Origin of the sequence: Legionella parisiensis (assembly GCF_001467945.1) — a bacterium.
Taxonomy (GTDB): domain Bacteria; phylum Pseudomonadota; class Gammaproteobacteria; order Legionellales; family Legionellaceae; genus Legionella; species Legionella parisiensis.
This window is the reverse complement of sequence record NZ_LNYQ01000013.1, coordinates 880,990-898,659: the sequence shown is the minus strand read 5'-3', so window position 1 is coordinate 898,659 and position 17,670 is coordinate 880,990. Positions and strand designations below refer to the sequence as shown.

Genomic DNA, 17,670 nt, shown 5'->3' with positions numbered 1-17,670 from the left:
ATGCTTGAAGAATTAAATAATAGCCTTAATTGGATTATAAGCCAGACAAAAAATAACATTCCCATTTTAGAGATTATTTTATTGACCATCTGGTTTTTCTTTTTTGTAAGTCTTTTTTTTAGAAAAATATTATTGCTGGGTATTATTCCAAGGCGTGCCTATGGCTTGCCTGGCATTTTATTTGCCCCACTTTTACATGCGAATTTCAATCACATATTTTTTAACTCGATCCCTTTAGTCGTTTTGAGTAATTTCATTTTGATTAATGGCTTGAGCTACTTTCTTATCGTTACAATAATGATTACTGTTTTAAGCGGCATCGCTATCTGGTGCTTTGCCAAACCCGGTTTACACGTAGGTGCCAGTGGTTTAATTACTGGCTACTGGGGCTTTTTAGTGAGTAATATTTATCAGAGCGGCACTCTGACTACCATCATCTTAGGTATCATTTGTATCTATTACTTTGCCGGTATCTTCTTTGGTATTTTTCCTAAAGAAAAAGGCGTATCATGGGAGGCACATTTATTTGGACTTTTAGCCGGTTTAGCTACGAGCTATTTATTGGCAATGTATCCTGATTCCCTACAGATGATTCAAACTCCATCTAATAATTTTTAAAAACATTAGGCTCTATTTACATTTTACTAGTGTTTGAGCCAAAATGGTGCGTGACTCAAGTGGCAAAGAACCACATGGATGCAGTACCAAGCAGCGTAGCGCAGAAAATAAGGTCAGTTTGACCAAGATAGTAGAAATGTAAACAAAGCCTATGCTATTCTAAAAATAAAAAAATAATTCGAGAAATCAAGATGCGGTCACTTAAAACTCTTTTTTGTATTGGTATATTAGGTTTTCTTATTTCACCTTTATACGCCGCAACAACCCAATTTCTTCCTTCTGGTTGCTGCAGTCAGATGGGTGGAATCAGCTACTGTGACTCATCAGCAGGCCGTCTTGTGTGTAAAAATGGTTTTTACTCTACATGTTATTGTACACCACATGCTGTGATGGATTTAAATCTGTTTCGAGGGTGCTGCTTATGGAAAGGGGGCGTTGTTTCTACTTACACTATAACTGGATTCGTTGTATGTAATGACGGTTCCATATCAGAAGAGTGTTCTTTGCGACCAGAAGAGAAAATTGCAGCTTGGTAAGCCCAATTATTTTCCAGGTACATTTTAAGAGGCTTCTTGTTTTGGTCTGCCATAGCAAATAAATGCACCTGCCGCATGAAACTCTTATTAATTCATTTTGATCGGACTGATCAGTTTGCCGTCTACTAACAATTAAGCGAGAGTAAGGTTAAATGCACTACAAGGCTTTATCTATAGCAGGATTTGACGGCTCTGGTGGGGCTGGAATACAAGCCGACCTAAAGACATTCTCTGCATTGGGTTGCTATGGAATGACTGTACTTACGGCATTGCCAGTGCAAAATACTTGTGGCGTAAAAAGCTGTTACGGTATTCCATTGCAAGCGATAGAAGATCAACTAAATGCTATTTTCGATGACATTAAACCTGACAGTATAAAAATAGGTATGCTCTTCAGTAGTGAAATCATTAGCTTAGTAGCTTCTTTTCTTAAACGAAAAGCAACAGGTATTCCTATTGTTATCGATCCTGTAACTGTTGCTAAAAGCGGCTACCCTTTATTATCACCTGAAGCTGTAGATTCTTTGATAACCGGGCTTATGCCCCTTGCCACCTTAATTACCCCTAATCTTCCAGAAGCATCCACTTTTACTGGAGAAACTGCTTCTTCCGAAAAGGAAATGAAGTACATTGGTCAAAAGTTGCTTAATTTTGGACCAAAATACGTTTTACTCAAAGGCGGTCACCTGCAATCATTTGAGTCGAATGATTTATTAATAGGAGCAAATGGAGATACACATTGGTTTTCTAGCCCAAGAATTAACTCACAAAACACCCATGGAACTGGATGTACTCTTTCTGCAGCAATAACTGCTTGCCTTGCCCAAAAAATTGATTTAGTTAAAGCATGTAGCATTGCAAAAAATTATTTGTTCAATGCTATAAAGGCTGCAAAGGACGAAAATATTGGTCAAGGAAATGGGCCGGTGCATCATTTTTACCATTTTTGGCCGGTACAATTGCTAGACTGAGAAAACAAAGCTATAAGGTATGGCTGGAGGCTACAATATGGATTTTCCTATCATAAACTCTTACGGGTTCTCACCCAGAATACGAGTGAAAAATTTATATTGAGTTCAAGTTTATCTTTAATTATTTTTTTGTAGGCCATTCCCTCTTTTTCAATTGATTCGCCAAAGCATAAGGCACTGAAAAGAATCAACAAGTACCCTATTGCGGAGTAACAAAATATAGTATCCGAGAAGCATAGCAAACAAAAGGAAACCAGCATTCCCAATAGAAAAGGTTTCATTTCTTTTAGCTTTAAAGCAGTAATAAACAATGTACCAATAAAAAAAAGAAAAAAAGCAATGCCTATCAAACCAAGCTCTGCAAGGGTCAACCAGTATTGGCCATGAGGTTCATTAAGCTTATGTCCCCAAGAAGGTACAGGCTGATCTTTAATAAAGTGATATTGAAATCCTCCTGTCCCTACTCCTACAATTGGATGTTTTTTAAATAAAGATTCTGCATATCGATGAAACTGATATCTATAACCTAAAGAAGTATCTGTTTGATTGTACTTTAAGAGCCTAAGATCATTTACCAGGGAGTAAGCCCCATCTTGCATTACTGGACTAAGCATAAAGCCCAAACCACTCACACTCATAAATAGTACGAGTCCTATTAAAGCTTTCCTAATAGGGAATTTTTGCACGATCAACAAGCACATTAATACACCATAAATGATGTAACCGGCTCTTCCTGAATTGATAAAAAATATTTGATAACTTCCTAATACGATCATGGATAAATATAAAGATCGCAGCCATTTACCTGAATTCGTTTGGAGTAGCAAAATTCCAGCAAAATAAACTCCCAAAGCAATCATTATTCCAGTAACAATATGATTATAAAATACTTCTCCAGGATCCAGAGAAGTAAAAAAATCATTTATGAATAGATTGTTAATTTTCAGCATAGAAAGAATACAAGTGAACAGCATGGATAGTATATAGCTATTTAAAGCCCATGTTCTTGCTTGGGGTTTAATAAAGCCTACAGCAAAAATTGGTAGAAAAATTAACTTAGAATATTTATTGATAATATTGTATTCCATTTTGAATGGAGCTTTTGACCATAAACAGGCGATGAGAACATAAAAAAATAAAACAATAGCAGCTCTCGCCCATAATGTATTGAAAGCATAAAAAAGGTATTGTCTATAAGAAGGGGTAAATCCTATGGCTAACAAGCTGACTACAGTTAATATTGACTTAATGCTTGGGCTTATAGGAATAAAAAACACCAATAACATGAGAAGAATTGGTATCAGTAGATTAAATTTTTCAATTTTTTCTTCTAAGAAGCTCAGGTTCAAATTAATTCCTCTGTGCCTTTTGCCAAAGAAGGCAATTGTTCTATATTACTGTCTTGATACAATTGCTTAATACCACGGTAAAAAGTTCCTTGTGCATTAAACACTGCAAATAAAAAACCTATTCTGCCATCGAGAAACCCACGTTGCAAGATATAACATCTAAAAAACATCCAAGAAGTACTCGCCAACGTTTTAATAAAGCTGGGTTTTCTTTTATTTAGGATGTATGTTTTGGCACTATAAGATGAATATTTGTTCATTTTATATAATACATGACTGACGTCCTTATATGAGTGGTGCATAATGGTACTTTTGATTTTACCAATACGCGCTTTCTCAGGAAGAACTATCTTTTCATGAACAATGTCGCTACTGAAATGTGCATTTGCACGCTTAAAAAGACGAGCATGCCTCTTAGGGCTGGAAGAGTATTTTAGAGGTTGATTATAGAAATACATTTGGATTGCAATTCTAAATGCATCTGCTGAATCAGATGCCATGGCCTCAATCATTTCACGCTGCAATTCCTCACTCACAGACTCATCAGCGTCAAGATTGAGCACCCAGTCTCCCTGTGCTTTTGATAATGCCCTTTGTTTTTGAGCACCATAACCTGGCCAGTCGGTAGAAAAAACATACTCTGTATATTCCTTAGCAATAGCAACCGTTTTATCGGTACTTCCCGAGTCCAACACTATTATTTCATCAGCAAATCGAACAGATTCGAGACATCTTCTAATATTTTTTTCTTCATTTTTGGTGATTATTATTACACTCAATGTCATTTAAAAAACGCCCTCTCTATGATCATGACTATCAAAGTGTAACTTACCATCTTTAACTTTTAAGGTTACGTGGCCGCCGTGCATCAACTTACCAAATAATAGTTCATCAGCTAAAGGTTTTTTTACATTCTCTTGAATCAATCTGGCCATTGGACGAGCACCCATCACTTTGTCATAGCCATGTTCAATAAGCCATTCACGTGCCATTTTATCGACGTTAAAGGTAACTCCTTTATGACTTAACTGTTCATCCAGCTCCATAATGAATTTATCAACGACTAAACCAATCGTCACTGCATCCAATGGAGCAAAATTAATGATTGCATCAAGTCTGTTTCTAAACTCAGGGCTGAATTGTTTTTTAATTACTTCCAACCCATCATTACTGTTGTCTTGTTGTGAGAAACCGATGGAGTTTCGCACCAGCTCCCCTGCTCCTGCATTAGAAGTCATAACCAGAATAATGTGCCTAAAATCTGCTTGACGTCCATTAGTATCGGTTAAGATCCCATGATCCATAATCTGCAGTAGTAAATTAAATACATCTGGGTGTGCTTTTTCGATTTCATCAAGCAGCAGTACTGCATGAGGATTTTTAGTTACAGCTTCAGTCAACAGCCCACCTTGATCATAACCAACATATCCTGGAGGAGCACCAATTAAACGTGACACAGTATGTTTTTCCATGTATTCAGACATATCAAAACGTAATAATTCTATGCCTAAGACATTAGCTAATTGTCTGGTTACCTCTGTTTTTCCAACACCAGTTGGTCCTGCGAACAAGAAACAACCTACAGGTTTTTGAGGATCTCTAAGTCCAGATCGGCCTAATTTAATTGCGGAAGCTAACGCAGTGATCGCCTGATCTTGTCCATAAACTAAAAGCTTCAAATCACGTTCTAAATTACGCAAAGTATCTTTATCACGCGCTGATACTTTCTTAATCGGTATGCGAGCAATCTTGGCTACAACACTCTCAATTTCAGTGACACTTATTATTTTTTTACGCTTGCTTGCAGTTAATAGATTCTGATAAGCGCCCGCTTCATCAACAACGTCAATGGCTTTATCCGGTAAAAAACGGTCATTAATGTATTTTGCTGCTAGTTCAGAGGCTGCTTTTAATGCAGGAATCGTGAATTTCACTCCATGATGCTCTTCTAATCGACCTTTTAGTCCTTTCAATATTTCAAAAGTTTCATCGACTGTAGGCTCAGGAATATCAATTTTCTGGAAACGTCTCGCTAAAGCTCTGTCTTTTTCAAAAATACCTCGGTATTCTTGATATGTTGTGGAACCAATGCATTTTAACTCACCATTTGCCAGCAGGGGCTTAATTAAATTGGATGCATCCATAACACCGCCAGATGCTGCTCCCGCACCAATAATTGTATGAATTTCATCAATAAACAGTACTGCCCCTTCCTGCTGTCCTAATTGCTTTAATACCGCTTTTAATCGTTTTTCAAAATCACCCCGATATTTGGTTCCAGCTAGCAATGCACCCAAATCAAGTGAATAGACGATACAATCACGGATTGCATCCGGTATTTCACCATCTACAATGCGTCGCGCCAAGCCCTCGGCAATTGCGGTCTTGCCCACCCCTGCTTCGCCAACAAGTAATGGATTATTTTTCCTGCGGCGGCACAATACTTGAATGGTACGTTGTATTTCTTCATGACGTCCAATTAAAGGATCAATCTTTCCTTGTTTCGCCCGTCGGTTGAGGTTTGTGCAATAACTTTCTAGAGGTGACTCATTACCTTCTGATGAACCCATATCATCTTCCATAGAATTCATGTTCTCATGCATATCATTATTTTGATATTTAGAAACACCATGAGAAATATAATTAATCACATCAAGTCGTGTAATATTTTCTCTGCGTAAGAAATAAACTGCCTGGCTTTCTTGCTCACTAAAAATAGCTGCTAATACATTAGCTCCGGTGACTTCGGTTTTTCCTGCCGATTGAACATGAAATACAGCACGTTGTAAAACCCGTTGAAACCCAAGCGTAGGTTGAGTTTCTCTATCTAATTCATCTTCAGGGATTCTTGGAGTAGTTTCATCGATGAACTCAATTAAATCCCGGCGTAATGCCTCAATATTTGCATCACATGCTTGTAGTACACTTCCAGCTGCAGGGTTATCAAGCAATGACAACAACAAATGCTCAACGGTCATAAATTCATGACGTTTTTCCTTTGCTTCCTTGAAAGCTAAATTCAAGGTGAATTCAAGTTCTTTATTTAACATTGTCGTTGCTCCTCTTCAGCCCATAGCAAATTACTCGGGTTCCATGCTGGATAGCAATGGGTGCTGATTCATTCTGGCGTATTCATTTACCAGCGCTACTTTTGTTTCTGCTATATCTCGCGTAAATACCCCACACACGCCTTTTCCTTGAATATGAACCTGTAACATCACCTGAACTGCAATTTCTTCACTAAGATGAAAAAAATGCTTCAGTACATCAACTACAAAATCCATAGGTGTATAATCATCATTGAGCAACACTACTTTGTACTTTCTAGGCACTCTGATTTCGGTGCTCTGCTCCGGCTCAGCTACTTTAGGCCTTACAATTTCCTCTAGATTCTGCCCACTCATAACATACAACCTCTATACTATTTTTATAGACTCCCTACGCACTTTTGGCCAGTAAAATCAGCTAATTTTAATGAAAAAATTAGCCTTTGAAATAATCAAAAACATATTGATTAGTTAGCATTCATTAACGATGGAAATCAAAAATGGCATAAATCTCAACCTCATGGGAGCAATGTGAACTCGGAGAAACTGTATTCGCCCCTCCAAATTACACGCATTTAAATCAGGTTGTACTTATGCCATACACTTTACATCTGCTTAATTATTTCTTCTCCAAAACCAGAACTACTCACCAATGTTGCACCAATCATACCCCGCTCAAAATCATAAGTTACTGTTTTGGCTGCTATAGCACCTTGCATGCCTTTGATAATTAAATCAGCTGCCTCAGTCCATCCCATATGACGTAACATCATTTCTGCGGAAAGGATAATCGAGCCAGGATTTACCTTATTCTTACCTGCATATTTTGGTGCTGTTCCATGAGTTGCTTCAAATACAGCAACTTTATCACTTAAATTTGCGCCTGGAGCAATACCGATACCACCTACCTGGGCTGCCAAGGCATCAGAAATGTAATCACCATTTAAATTAAGTGTGGCAATAACACTGTAATCTTCTGGTCTTAAAAGAATTTGTTGTAGAAACGCATCCGCAATGACATCATTAATGATAATTCGTTTCCCTGTTTTAGGATTCTTAATTTCCATCCAGGGTCCGCCTTCATATTCCTTGGCATCAAAAAAATCACGTGCAACTTGATAACCCCAATCTTTAAAGGCACCTTCTGTAAATTTCATAATATTACCCTTATGAACCAAGGTAACAGTGTGCCTGTCATTATCAATTGCATATTGGATTGCTGCTCTGACCAAGCGCGTGGTTCCTTCTTTAGAAACTGGCTTAATTCCTATGCCACAGTGCTCAGGAAAACGGATTTTTTTAACACCCATATCTTTCATCAAGAATTCAATCACTTTCTTGGCTTCGGGGGTGTCAGCTTGCCATTCAATACCAGCATAAATATCTTCAGAATTTTCCCTAAAAATAACCATATCTGTCTTCTCTGGCTCTTTAAGAGGGCTTGGAACACCAGTGAAATAGCGAATTGGACGTAAACAAGTATACAAATCAAGTTCTTGACGAATGGCAACATTAAGTGAACGAATTCCACCGCCGACAGGTGTAGTCAATGGGCCTTTAATCGAAACAACATATTTTTTCAATGCCTCTAAAGTTTCTTTAGGTAGCCATTGTTCAGAACCATAAACTTGGGTTGCTTTTTCACCTGCATACACTTCCATCCAAGCAATTTTTCTCTTATCGCCATATGCTTTTGCAACAGCCGCATCAACAACTCGAATCATAGGGGGTGTTACATCTACACCTATGCCATCACCTTCAATAAAAGGGATAATGGGATTATTGGGTACACGAAGTGATAGATCAGCAGTAACTGTAATAGCTTCACCATGAGAAGGCACTTTGATTTTATCGTATGTCATTGACAACTCCGTAAAATTAGAGAAAAGGGAATGATAGCATGTGATAACTTGGAATCCCAAGTACCATTTCTATTTAATTCTTTATGTTGGAAGCTTACTAAGCATGTTGCAACATTTTGATTTGCTCAATCAGTTGATCATATCCTGCTTCAACATTGATATACTCATTTTTTGCTAGATAAATAGATAATGATCCATCATCTGTTGCAGAAGATTTTTGTAAAACACCATTGTAACCTTTGCTTTTCAAGCGGAGAAAATCGTTAATTTTAGTTACTAAATAAAAATTCCGAAAATAATTGTCAGGAACCAGATGAATCGCCTGAGCATCATTTTCCAAAGGTTTTCCTGGTAAATAATCTTTTAGCGAATAAGATGAATTATTATGAACAGCAACTACTTTACCTTTTGGCAGTAGCTGTTTAATTTTACTTGCCAACTTATTTACTTCCTGATGAGCGCGAGGAGTGTATGGTCCAAACTGTGAAAGCGTTTTTTTTATCCCTTTATCTGTAAAAATTCGGTTCGGATCAAACTCATAACGCTGATTATCTAAATGAAATACTACATTGCGCCCACCGGAGTGTACTAAAGTAATAAGGCTCCCACCGTCTTTCTGAATCACCGCCTGTGCTGCTTTTAAAGCTGTTTGTTCATTATGGTGCACATGAATATAAGTTTTACCTTTGCCTATTGTGTGCTTAATCTCTACTTTTTCATCACCAACCATTACAATATGATTCATTGCATTTGCAAACTGACAAAAAAAAAGTGAAACTAAGATTGCAGATTTCATAAAATTTTCACCATAAAGTATAATTTATGCGCCATTGTACAAGTATTGACCTTAAAAAACAACGAATTACAATAAGGAAATTGCTCATGATGCAGAAAGCTCTTAGTATAAGCACACTCAAACTTCTTTTTTATACCATACTTAATGCCAGAAATTATACTTTTCAATAAACCTTATGGTATCGTCACTCAATTCTCTGGTGATGATCCCGAACACACATTAGCTGCTTTTATTAATAGACCCGATTTTTATGCAGCGGGACGATTAGATAAAAACAGTGAAGGATTATTATTATTAACCAATAATGGCGCTTTACAACATCATCTATCTCATCCCAAATTCAATAAAAGGAAGTATTATTGGGTACAGGTAGAGGGCATACCTACCGAAACAGACTTAGAACCTCTTAAAAAAGGTTTGATTCTTAAAAATACTATCTTTTTACCGGCAGAAGCCAGACTTATTGATGAACCCCGATTATGGCCGCGTAATCCTCCAATTCGTTTCCGACAAAATATCCCTACAAGTTGGCTGGAAATTATTTTAAAAGAAGGAAAAAACCATCAAATTCGCAAAATGACTGCAGCAATTGGGTTCCCCACTTTAAGGTTGGTACGACATCAAATCGGTGACTGGAAATTAGATAATTTAAGACCTGGTGAATATAGAACAATACATCACCATTTTAAAGGCTTAAATATGCCAAGGAAAAAAGAGAGAGATTAAGTTAATTTCCTTGTGCGTGTGGATCAGGTCAGCCAATTAGTAGCTATGCCAAACTCCAATGCTTTACCTCATGGTCTTAGAGAGTCTCCTAGGGCCAAGTGTTCAATTTCATCCATTTCATCTACATTTACAATCTTGTTCCCATGAAACAAAATATCAAGATTAGGGAATACTTTTTTAAGACTAAATAATTCAATAGCGCCTTCTCTCCCTACCTTGTTAAATTGCAGGCTCAGCTCTTCTATATTTTTAAAATCACTTAAATGTTTGCTTAAAATTGTTGCGCCTAGATCACTAAGATTATTATTATCCAAATCAATCATGGAAGCAGTAGGCTTAAGCCGTTTAATCGTTTCGAGTACCTCAAGAATTTCATCATCAGTGATTTTCATACCGGCTAAATTCACTTGAAGCCCATTCTTATTTCCAGTGATTTTTTCCATTATTTCTTTTCTCATATTTCCTCCAAAAATTTTCCGATACACTCCAATTATCTAATACTCACAAGTAAACTTAAATTAAATAGTTTAAACTGATGATTTTGGAGTTGTATACGATAAGTTATCTTCTTGTTGTTTAAACATTTTATCAAATGCTTTTACCGATGAAGTATCCAAGCTAAATGTTTGTGTGAACCAGCCCTGTCCAGTTTTAAGCACTTGATACTCATATGAGTTTTTTAATTTTTCTTTTAATTCGTATAATTCTGTTTTTGAACTGGTTTCTTGAATTTGATTTTTAATATCTTCTAAAATTTGGGTTTTTAAATAATCTCCCTTATATTTCTGATACTTACTTTTAAAATCTTGAAATTCAGGGGATGTTTGATTTTGAAAATTGATATTTGATAAAGCGGCAGTATAAGATTGGTGATCTCTTCCATCCTGAGACTCTGAAATTTTATAAGCATATTTATTAGCTATCTGATAGCTAATTTTCGCAGCAGCTACCTCAACTATGAAACAAGCGTCATTTCCGAATGGAAGCAATCGTAAAGGACCTTTTTGCTGTGAAACACCTTTTTTGCATCCTGCCAGTGAATACAGTGGATCAATATGCATTAAAGAGCCAAGACATTGCTCTTTATGTACTTCTGCTGTATTGGACACCATAACATGGGAAACAGGCAGCTTTAATATATCTGGTTTTTTCTTTGCTAGAGCCTCATAATTTTTTTTAGCTACGCCATGTTTGTGATCCAGACAGATATCCACTGCTGTTAGGAATGGAGTACCACCTGGAGTTTTGCACGGTACTATATTATTAAAAGTGAGCTCTCTGGCTGTTCCATTAACCACGATCTGGGGCATGGTTTTAGGGGCATTACGCACATCCAAGACAGGAAGTGACTTTGTACCCCCTTCCCAATCTGACCGTTTGTAACGGACGTCTATAAATGAAGAATAATTTTTGACAAGGAAATGAAAGTCTGGCGGGTTCCCACAAGTAATATGTGGAGTCACATTCATTACCCTACCGTTATCTGTAATTACAGCAAAAGAACCAAGAATTAGTTGCACTCCCGGGGAGAGGTTTTTCGCTTTCTCAGCGATGTTATTTTGTAGTTCTTCGAACTCTTTCAGCGTAAGAGGTTCTTCAGTGTAAAAAAAGAATTCATTGGTACTTAAGCGAGTAATGTAATCGGGATCTACAACTCTAGTTCCTGGTTTAAAACAGTTCGCTTGATAGGTTCTTTCAGCATCATCCATCAGCTCCCTAATACTCTCATCTAAACGCTTAACCATATTTTTGCGTTCATCCGATCTCATAGGAAAAATGGATATATAAGCATTTTCTCCACGTGCCTCGCCAATGGGGTTTCCCCTTGTTATCTCCGCTATCACAGCTTTATCTCGGATTCTCGGCATAAGACGTACTATATTACTTAAATATATGAATTAATTATACACATAATGACCGATTGCGTCCACAATGGACTTGTTTTGAACTACGCAAAATAGCAGAACTGTTTTTATTTTTGTCCACAAATTTGAAAATAGTTAGTAAATTCTCCGTTTAAGAAAGAAACTTTTTGAAAGAATTCATATTAATTAAATAGAAAAACTAGAGGGGGGTGTTATGTTATTCAGAAAATCCCATTATCAAACTTAAATGAGTGCAGTGGGAAGCTAGTGGGAAGAGTCCAATCGTGCCATATTTCTTCAACGATAAACCAAACGTTTCAATAAAGTATCTTCGCCAAGCAGGCGAATCCATGGCCAGATAAACATACCTACCAAAGCGCTGGCTGCCGAGGTAAATAAGCTATAATTAAAGCCGAGCAGAGCAGCAATTAAAGAAATAATCGATTGGTATAAAAGACAGAAAAATCCGATTAAAAAAATTTGTTGCATCATAGAAAAAAATTGAAATCGTCTTGATTTGCTGGAGGCAATCCAAGTTACCAAAAGCAAGGCAAATGAATGCTCTCCTATTACTGTTGCAAGTAACACATCCAATAATAATCCGACAAAAAACAATGTTGTCAATCTGAAGTTACCTGGTAAAAAATATTCTATATAAAGTACCAGCAATAATACCCAGGGAGGACGGAATGCTGAGATTAATTCAGGCATGGGTAATATAGATAAAAGAAGAGCCCCAATAAAACCCAAGCACAAACGTACGCGCAGATTTCTTATCACATAGTCTCCTTGGCATTTAAACGCTCATTAATTTGTGCATTCAATTGCGCTTGCTCGACATCAGACCATATGAGCAATACCAACCGGTTACGATTGAGTAGTGCAACTGGCTTCACTCTCACTTTAACAAAATCTTCACCAGGAACACTATTTACTTCTTCCACTCGACCTACGGGATAACCTTCAGGATAGTGCCTGTCTAAACCTGAGGTTACCAATACATCGCCAGGATGAATGGATGAAGTTTTTGGTAAGTTAATTAAAGATAATTGCTCTATATCGTTGGTTCCAACAAGAATTGCCCGTTCTCCTGTACGATTGTTTCGTACAGGTACAGCGCTCTTGGAATCGGAGATAAGTAAAACCGTGCTAGTTATTGGGCCTATATCGACAATTTGCCCCATAACTCCTTTCGCATCCAAAACAGGTTGTCCCACGTAAGCACCATCACGTTTTCCCTTATTTAAAACAACAACCTGACGAGAGTTACTGGTATCAACCGCAAGAATTTGTGCAGCCATAGCACTCATATTTGTTTGTGTTGAGGTGAGAAGCAACTCTTTTAACTGAGAATTTTCTTTTTGAATCACGATTAATTTTTGTAATTCCGCTTCCAGCATGGTTTGTTGATAACGCAATTGTATGTTTTCTGCAATTAATGCTTTTTTTGCACTAACCAGTGACTGTACCCAGCCAATAACGCGTACAGGATAATCTACTGCATATTGCAAAGGCGCAACTACTATGGAAAAGCCGCTACGGACAGTATCTAAATATCGATAATGATAATCAGAAAACATTAGAAAAATAGAAAAGGCAAGAGCAAGCACAAATCCTATAGAACTGTACCCGCTCCTGCTAAATAATCTATTATGTTTATTATTCTGTTGAGAGGAAATCACCGCCGCGTAAGTCCATGGTTTCTAAAGCTTTACCACCACCACGTGCTACACAGGTCAGTGGATCTTCAGCAATTAATACAGGCAAGCCAGTTTCTTCCATGAGCAATGTATCAATATTTTTCAATAAAGCACCGCCTCCAGTAAGTACCATGCCACGCTCAGCAATATCAGCTGCCAGTTCAGGTGGAGCTAATTCCAACGCAGCTCTCACTGCACCCACAATTCCTGATAAAGGTTCTTGAAGTGCTTCTAAAATTTCTGCACTAGTCAGAATGAAACTACGAGGAACACCTTCCGCAAGGTTTCTTCCGCGAACTTCTATCTCGAATAAATCGCGACTTGGGAAAGCTGAACCAATTTCATGTTTAATACGTTCTGCAGTAGTTTCACCGATTAGCGTACCGTAATTACGACGTACATAAGATACAATGGCATCATCGAACTTATCGCCACCTATACGAACAGATTGGTGGTAAACAATACCACTTAAAGAAATAATCGCAACTTCAGTGGTACCACCACCTATATCAACGACCATGGAACCACTAGCTTCTTCTACTGGCATTCCAGAGCCTAAAGCAGCTGCCATAGGTTCTTCAATAAGAAATACTTCACGAGCACCAGCACCCATTGCAGATTCACGTATTGCGCGACGTTCAACTTGTGTAGAACCACAAGGAACACAAACCAAAACACGTGGACTTGGTCGTAAGAATTTATTTTCATGAACTTTATGTATGAAATGCTGCAGCATTTTTTCAGTAACAAAAAAGTCAGCGATCACACCATCTTTCATTGGTCTGATGGCATTGATGTTTCCTGGGGTTCTTCCTAACATCCGCTTCGCTTCGAGCCCCACAGCCGCAACACGTTTTTGTCCTGATTCATTACGTAAAGCAACTACGGAAGGCTCGTTTAGGACAATCCCTTTATCTCTTACATAAATCAATGTATTAGCAGTTCCCAAATCAATCGATAAATCATTGGAGAACACTCCCCTTAATTTTCTGAACATATGCAGCACTATCCCATTCTTTTTTTGTGCGCTACTTTATCCTAAATTTGGATAAAAATCGACAGTTCTTACACAACAATTTAAAATTAAAGAGTGAATTTTTCATACATGCATGGAATTTTGAATTTTTGAACTGGAACCTAAAGCTCAAAATAAAGAACGTTAATTTTATTTAAGAACATTTAGTAATCTAAGTACTCAGATGACTTTCTTAAATTAGCCATGGATTTTTTTGTCATCGTATTCCATTGAAATAAAATATAATTTGTAGTCAATATGATTATATAATACACTGCCCCTCCTATGTCATTTTGTTATTTTGAGGTTGTAATAATTATGCCCAGTTTAAATGCAAATGAACTATCACAATGGACCGATGGTGATGCGGATCTCCTGTCAAAGCTTCTCTTGTATCTGTTTCTTTTTATGAGAACAGCAACTAATAATGGAAAAGATACTAATTTTGCTTATGAACGGGTAGAAGCAAATATTCGTAATTTTATAAGTGTTCGTGGTGATGATCGACTTCATATTCCTGTATTAAATAGAGCATCCGTCGATGCTTCGGCTTTGTTAGGTGCGTATTTACGTCAGGATATAGTATTAAAAGGCAAACCCATTGTTGAACTAAGTGATGAACAAATCCAAGTAGTACATAATTTTGTAAAACCACTAATCCCAGAAGGATTTACTCCAAAAATATTTTTTGATGGTCTCGAAGGATCTCCAGCCCAAAAACATGTAACCATATTAAAACTTCTAATATTCAAAGGAGTTTCTACTGAAGATCAAAAGGGTATGTTCAAGCCTAAGTATGCTGAAAATGTAGATGCTCTCCTGGATTCAGTTCTTAAATTAGTTGAATTTATGCGAACTCCTTTTAAGGTCTTAGACCTAGAGGAGATAGCCTCTAAAGCTTTAGCAAAACAATTAGGAAAAGAGCAAGCGTCAACCTCTGGAATAGACTTGCAATGGGCCTCATTGTACAACGCTATTAATCGATGTTTAGAAGATATTATCACTTTAAAAAAGGGTAAAATAGGAAAAGCGGGAGAATTTCTTGAGCAAATACACGAATTCCTAGGTACATGCCAAAAATGCTTTGGAGTAGCTAACGCTGGTTATAAAGTAAAAAAAGAAATTCTTGTAGAAATCCAAAAACGCGATGAAGAACTCAGTGAAACATTTAAAGCACTCGGTTTTCCAGAGGGAAATCCAGTGAAAATCACTCACTATATTACTGCATTTAGAGAAAGCCTTGTCCAAAGAGAACCTGAGAAAGCTGAAGCAATAAAAGCCATGACGCTCACCCAACTTATCAATACTTATGCTGCTCAATGGCAAGCAGCTTTAGATAAGATAAAAAATGAATTAGCTTCTTCTAAACAAGAATTACAAAAGACAAAAGATACCTTACATCAACAAGAGTCTGCTTTAGCTCAATCCGATAAACAGCTAAAAAGTGTTCAGCGACAATATGAAGCGCTGAAACTTGAATCAGATAAAACTAGCAGAACACTTGAGAAACAACATTTAGAGCTTGAGCGATTAAAGCAGGTTGAATCCACCTCTAAAGAAACCATCAAGAAACTAAAAGAGGAAATAGAAAAAACTCGTATCGATGCACAGCAGAATAGTAGTAATTTAGTAAAGTTGGAAAAGGAAGTGTCAGCTGTCAAAAGAGAAAACGAAGAGTTAAAAATTCAGCTAGTTTCTGCAAAAAAACACGAACAAACTGTTCTTGAACTTCGAAGGCGGTTAGAAGCCTTACAACGAGAAAACATCTTGTTAAAACAACAACTTCAAGTAGAGAAACAAACTCCAAAATCTTCAGGTGAGGCCACATCTGAAGTGTCCGAACTTAGATTCCAGTTAGAGTCTATGCAACCACGCGATATAGGCAAACATGCTAAAGGATCATCAACTAATGATACCTTGGAAGTAACTCAGCTTAGATCTCAGTTGGAATCGATACAGAAAGAAAATATTCAACTTAAAGAAGTATTGCGTCAAACACAACCAATGTCCAGGGAGCAACGCGTATTACCTGGTTTAAGTACTATAAAAGCTGATTTATTAATTGCTCTTGGGGCATTGCGTTTAAATAGATCAGATATGATCGGGATAAAAGATAAAATAATTAAAAGCAAAGAGGGTGAGCAGTTATTGGAAATCGACACTGAAATTAAACGTTTGCAAAAAATCAATATGTTTATTGAAAATATCAATAAAGGAATTTTGGAGCGAGCTGGATTTTTTTCCTCCGATCCCCATAAGAAAACGAAAGCAATTGAAACTGCTTTCCAAGAATTGTCTGTTGATGATAAATATAAAATAGCTACCTTATCTGAGGAAAGCATTAATGAAGAATTAAACAAGAACCGTGGCGAAGAAAGTGATATCGGTAAACTCCTTAAAGCAATCCATCATAAAAGAGGTTTTATCCCGATTCATCAAGCCACAAGTTTTACCTTCTTTAAGAACGGAATTGGTCATTTAAAACAGGATTTGGAAAAAATTAATGTACCAAAAGTACTTTAAATAATTTGATTTATTTTCAGTGTTCGCGCAATAGGGTTAAACTTAAAACTAGCCTGGGTGTAGCATAGCGAAACCCGGGGTTCGATCTTTCAGATCTTCCCCCAGGATGAAAATAAACCGCTGACTCCAGTTTATTATTCTATCTTATTAACAACAAATACTTGATTCAATTTATCTCGATTCGCAGTCACAAAATGCTGCCCTAGGCCCTTCACTTCAGCAAGTTCTTCCAAAGATTTAAAGCCGTGGTGGCTTTTTCGATATGCAATAATTGCTTCAGCTCGTTTTTTTCCTATGCCTTTCACTGAACCAGTAAGCATGGATAAATCAGCAGTGTTCAGATCAATTTTATGAATTACTACAGGCGGCTTTTGTTTGATCGAATTTTCTTTAGTATTAACTGCATGCGCAGATAGAGTAATTACAGATAATGACAATACAACAGCAATAAGTTTTGCTTTCATAATTTTCTCCTAATTGTTGGACTATATGGCTCGTTCCAGAGCCGGAAAGAGTATCCCAAGATTTGAGCTCGCTGTCGAGTGGTTTTTTATTTTCTTTCAATAAGCAACAAGTAACTCAAGATTCATTACATAACATGATTGGGATAATTTGGGTTCGGATTGCAAATAGCTTGTGGTTTACGGACTAACCAATAGTAC

The 17,670-nt window shown here is 37.1% G+C and carries 17 protein-coding genes; 5 read left to right on the top strand and 12 right to left on the bottom strand.

Translation table 11 applies throughout. The features are described 5' to 3' along the window. The 3 genes from Lpar_RS10020 to thiD all read left to right on the top strand — a co-directional run bounded on the left by Lpar_RS10020 (position 1) and on the right by thiD (position 2,125). The gene (locus tag Lpar_RS10020; protein WP_058517812.1) at positions 1 to 618 is read left to right on the top strand and encodes a rhomboid family intramembrane serine protease; all 618 of its coding nucleotides are present in this window, start codon (positions 1 to 3) and stop codon (positions 616 to 618) included. Positions 619 to 809: 191 nt separating this feature from the next. Then, on the top strand, positions 810 to 1,154 hold the full coding sequence (locus Lpar_RS18520; protein ID WP_082650365.1) for a neurogenic locus notch: 345 nt from the start codon (positions 810 to 812) through the stop codon (positions 1,152 to 1,154). 152 nt (positions 1,155 to 1,306) lie between these two features. Beyond that, complete coding sequence (gene thiD / locus Lpar_RS10015; protein WP_058517811.1) at positions 1,307 to 2,125, top strand: bifunctional hydroxymethylpyrimidine kinase/phosphomethylpyrimidine kinase; 819 nt, start codon at positions 1,307 to 1,309, stop codon at positions 2,123 to 2,125. A 50-nt stretch (positions 2,126 to 2,175) separates the two neighbouring features. Here the strand turns inward: thiD and Lpar_RS10010 are convergent, their stop codons facing one another. The 6 genes from Lpar_RS10010 to Lpar_RS09985 form a co-directional block, all read right to left on the bottom strand. Continuing rightward, entirely contained in the window at positions 2,176 to 3,474 is a 1,299-nt protein-coding gene (locus Lpar_RS10010; protein WP_058517810.1) for an O-antigen ligase family protein, read from the bottom strand. Further along, positions 3,471 to 4,259, bottom strand: coding sequence for a glycosyltransferase family 2 protein (locus Lpar_RS10005; RefSeq protein WP_058517809.1), 789 nt, complete (start codon positions 4,257 to 4,259; stop codon positions 3,471 to 3,473). The genes Lpar_RS10010 and Lpar_RS10005 overlap by 4 nt, the downstream gene beginning before the upstream one ends. Beyond that, complete coding sequence (gene clpA / locus Lpar_RS10000; protein WP_058517808.1) at positions 4,260 to 6,524, bottom strand: ATP-dependent Clp protease ATP-binding subunit ClpA; 2,265 nt, start codon at positions 6,522 to 6,524, stop codon at positions 4,260 to 4,262. A 30-nt stretch (positions 6,525 to 6,554) separates the two neighbouring features. After that, positions 6,555 to 6,878 carry an ATP-dependent Clp protease adapter ClpS gene (clpS, locus tag Lpar_RS09995; RefSeq protein ID WP_058517807.1) on the bottom strand — a complete coding sequence of 108 codons (324 nt, stop codon included), beginning with the start codon at positions 6,876 to 6,878 and terminating at the stop codon, positions 6,555 to 6,557. Between the two features lie 248 nt (positions 6,879 to 7,126). After that, positions 7,127 to 8,383, bottom strand: coding sequence for an NADP-dependent isocitrate dehydrogenase (icd, locus tag Lpar_RS09990; RefSeq protein WP_058517806.1), 1,257 nt, complete (start codon positions 8,381 to 8,383; stop codon positions 7,127 to 7,129). A 97-nt stretch (positions 8,384 to 8,480) separates the two neighbouring features. Continuing rightward, complete coding sequence (locus tag Lpar_RS09985) at positions 8,481 to 9,179, bottom strand: protein tyrosine phosphatase (protein WP_172465773.1); 699 nt, start codon at positions 9,177 to 9,179, stop codon at positions 8,481 to 8,483. A 144-nt stretch (positions 9,180 to 9,323) separates the two neighbouring features. On the opposite strand from Lpar_RS09985, the gene Lpar_RS09980 reads away from it, so the two are divergent. Beyond that, positions 9,324 to 9,905: a pseudouridine synthase gene (locus tag Lpar_RS09980; RefSeq protein WP_058517805.1), complete on the top strand. Its 582-nt coding sequence runs from the start codon at positions 9,324 to 9,326 to the stop codon at positions 9,903 to 9,905. Positions 9,906 to 9,973: 68 nt separating this feature from the next. Here Lpar_RS09980 and Lpar_RS09975 read toward each other — a convergent pair whose 3' ends face one another. The 5 genes from Lpar_RS09975 to Lpar_RS09955 form a co-directional block, all read right to left on the bottom strand. Beyond that, positions 9,974 to 10,363 (bottom strand): leucine-rich repeat domain-containing protein, encoded by a 390-nt coding sequence (locus Lpar_RS09975; protein ID WP_058517804.1) that lies wholly within the window; start codon positions 10,361 to 10,363, stop codon positions 9,974 to 9,976. 69 nt (positions 10,364 to 10,432) lie between these two features. Beyond that, a complete protein-coding gene (locus tag Lpar_RS09970) occupies positions 10,433 to 11,773 on the bottom strand; it encodes a hypothetical protein (protein WP_058517803.1) in 1,341 nt (446 codons plus the stop codon). A gap of 294 nt (positions 11,774 to 12,067) precedes the next feature. Next, positions 12,068 to 12,547 carry a rod shape-determining protein MreD gene (mreD, locus tag Lpar_RS09965; RefSeq protein ID WP_058519231.1) on the bottom strand — a complete coding sequence of 160 codons (480 nt, stop codon included), beginning with the start codon at positions 12,545 to 12,547 and terminating at the stop codon, positions 12,068 to 12,070. Then, positions 12,547 to 13,452: a rod shape-determining protein MreC gene (gene mreC, locus Lpar_RS09960; RefSeq protein ID WP_058517802.1), complete on the bottom strand. Its 906-nt coding sequence runs from the start codon at positions 13,450 to 13,452 to the stop codon at positions 12,547 to 12,549. Before mreC ends, mreD begins: the two co-directional genes overlap by 1 nt. Then, positions 13,430 to 14,467 (bottom strand): rod shape-determining protein, encoded by a 1,038-nt coding sequence (locus tag Lpar_RS09955; RefSeq protein WP_003636696.1) that lies wholly within the window; start codon positions 14,465 to 14,467, stop codon positions 13,430 to 13,432. Before Lpar_RS09955 ends, mreC begins: the two co-directional genes overlap by 23 nt. 336 nt (positions 14,468 to 14,803) lie before the next feature. Here Lpar_RS09955 and Lpar_RS09950 point away from each other — a divergent pair, with 336 nt between their 5' ends. Beyond that, positions 14,804 to 17,008, top strand: coding sequence for a coiled-coil domain-containing protein (locus Lpar_RS09950; RefSeq protein WP_058517801.1), 2,205 nt, complete (start codon positions 14,804 to 14,806; stop codon positions 17,006 to 17,008). 134 nt (positions 17,009 to 17,142) lie between these two features. Here the strand turns inward: Lpar_RS09950 and Lpar_RS09945 are convergent, their stop codons facing one another. Then, positions 17,143 to 17,472 (bottom strand): ComEA family DNA-binding protein, encoded by a 330-nt coding sequence (locus Lpar_RS09945; protein ID WP_058517800.1) that lies wholly within the window; start codon positions 17,470 to 17,472, stop codon positions 17,143 to 17,145. Positions 17,473 to 17,670 lie beyond the last annotated feature (198 nt).

Coding starts and splice junctions, on each gene's coding strand:
- Lpar_RS10020 (WP_058517812.1), top strand. CDS start 1: ATGCTTGAAGAATTAAATAATAGCCTTAATTGGATTATAAGCCAGACA.
- Lpar_RS18520 (WP_082650365.1), top strand. CDS start 810: ATGCGGTCACTTAAAACTCTTTTTTGTATTGGTATATTAGGTTTTCTT.
- thiD (WP_058517811.1), top strand. CDS start 1,307: ATGCACTACAAGGCTTTATCTATAGCAGGATTTGACGGCTCTGGTGGG.
- Lpar_RS10005 (WP_058517809.1), bottom strand. CDS start 4,259: ATGACATTGAGTGTAATAATAATCACCAAAAATGAAGAAAAAAATATT.
- clpA (WP_058517808.1), bottom strand. CDS start 6,524: ATGTTAAATAAAGAACTTGAATTCACCTTGAATTTAGCTTTCAAGGAA.
- clpS (WP_058517807.1), bottom strand. CDS start 6,878: ATGAGTGGGCAGAATCTAGAGGAAATTGTAAGGCCTAAAGTAGCTGAG.
- icd (WP_058517806.1), bottom strand. CDS start 8,383: ATGACATACGATAAAATCAAAGTGCCTTCTCATGGTGAAGCTATTACA.
- Lpar_RS09985 (WP_172465773.1), bottom strand. CDS start 9,179: ATGAAATCTGCAATCTTAGTTTCACTTTTTTTTTGTCAGTTTGCAAAT.
- Lpar_RS09980 (WP_058517805.1), top strand. CDS start 9,324: ATGCCAGAAATTATACTTTTCAATAAACCTTATGGTATCGTCACTCAA.
- Lpar_RS09975 (WP_058517804.1), bottom strand. CDS start 10,363: ATGAGAAAAGAAATAATGGAAAAAATCACTGGAAATAAGAATGGGCTT.
- Lpar_RS09970 (WP_058517803.1), bottom strand. CDS start 11,773: ATGCCGAGAATCCGAGATAAAGCTGTGATAGCGGAGATAACAAGGGGA.
- Lpar_RS09955 (WP_003636696.1), bottom strand. CDS start 14,467: ATGTTCAGAAAATTAAGGGGAGTGTTCTCCAATGATTTATCGATTGAT.
- Lpar_RS09950 (WP_058517801.1), top strand. CDS start 14,804: ATGCCCAGTTTAAATGCAAATGAACTATCACAATGGACCGATGGTGAT.
- Lpar_RS09945 (WP_058517800.1), bottom strand. CDS start 17,472: ATGAAAGCAAAACTTATTGCTGTTGTATTGTCATTATCTGTAATTACT.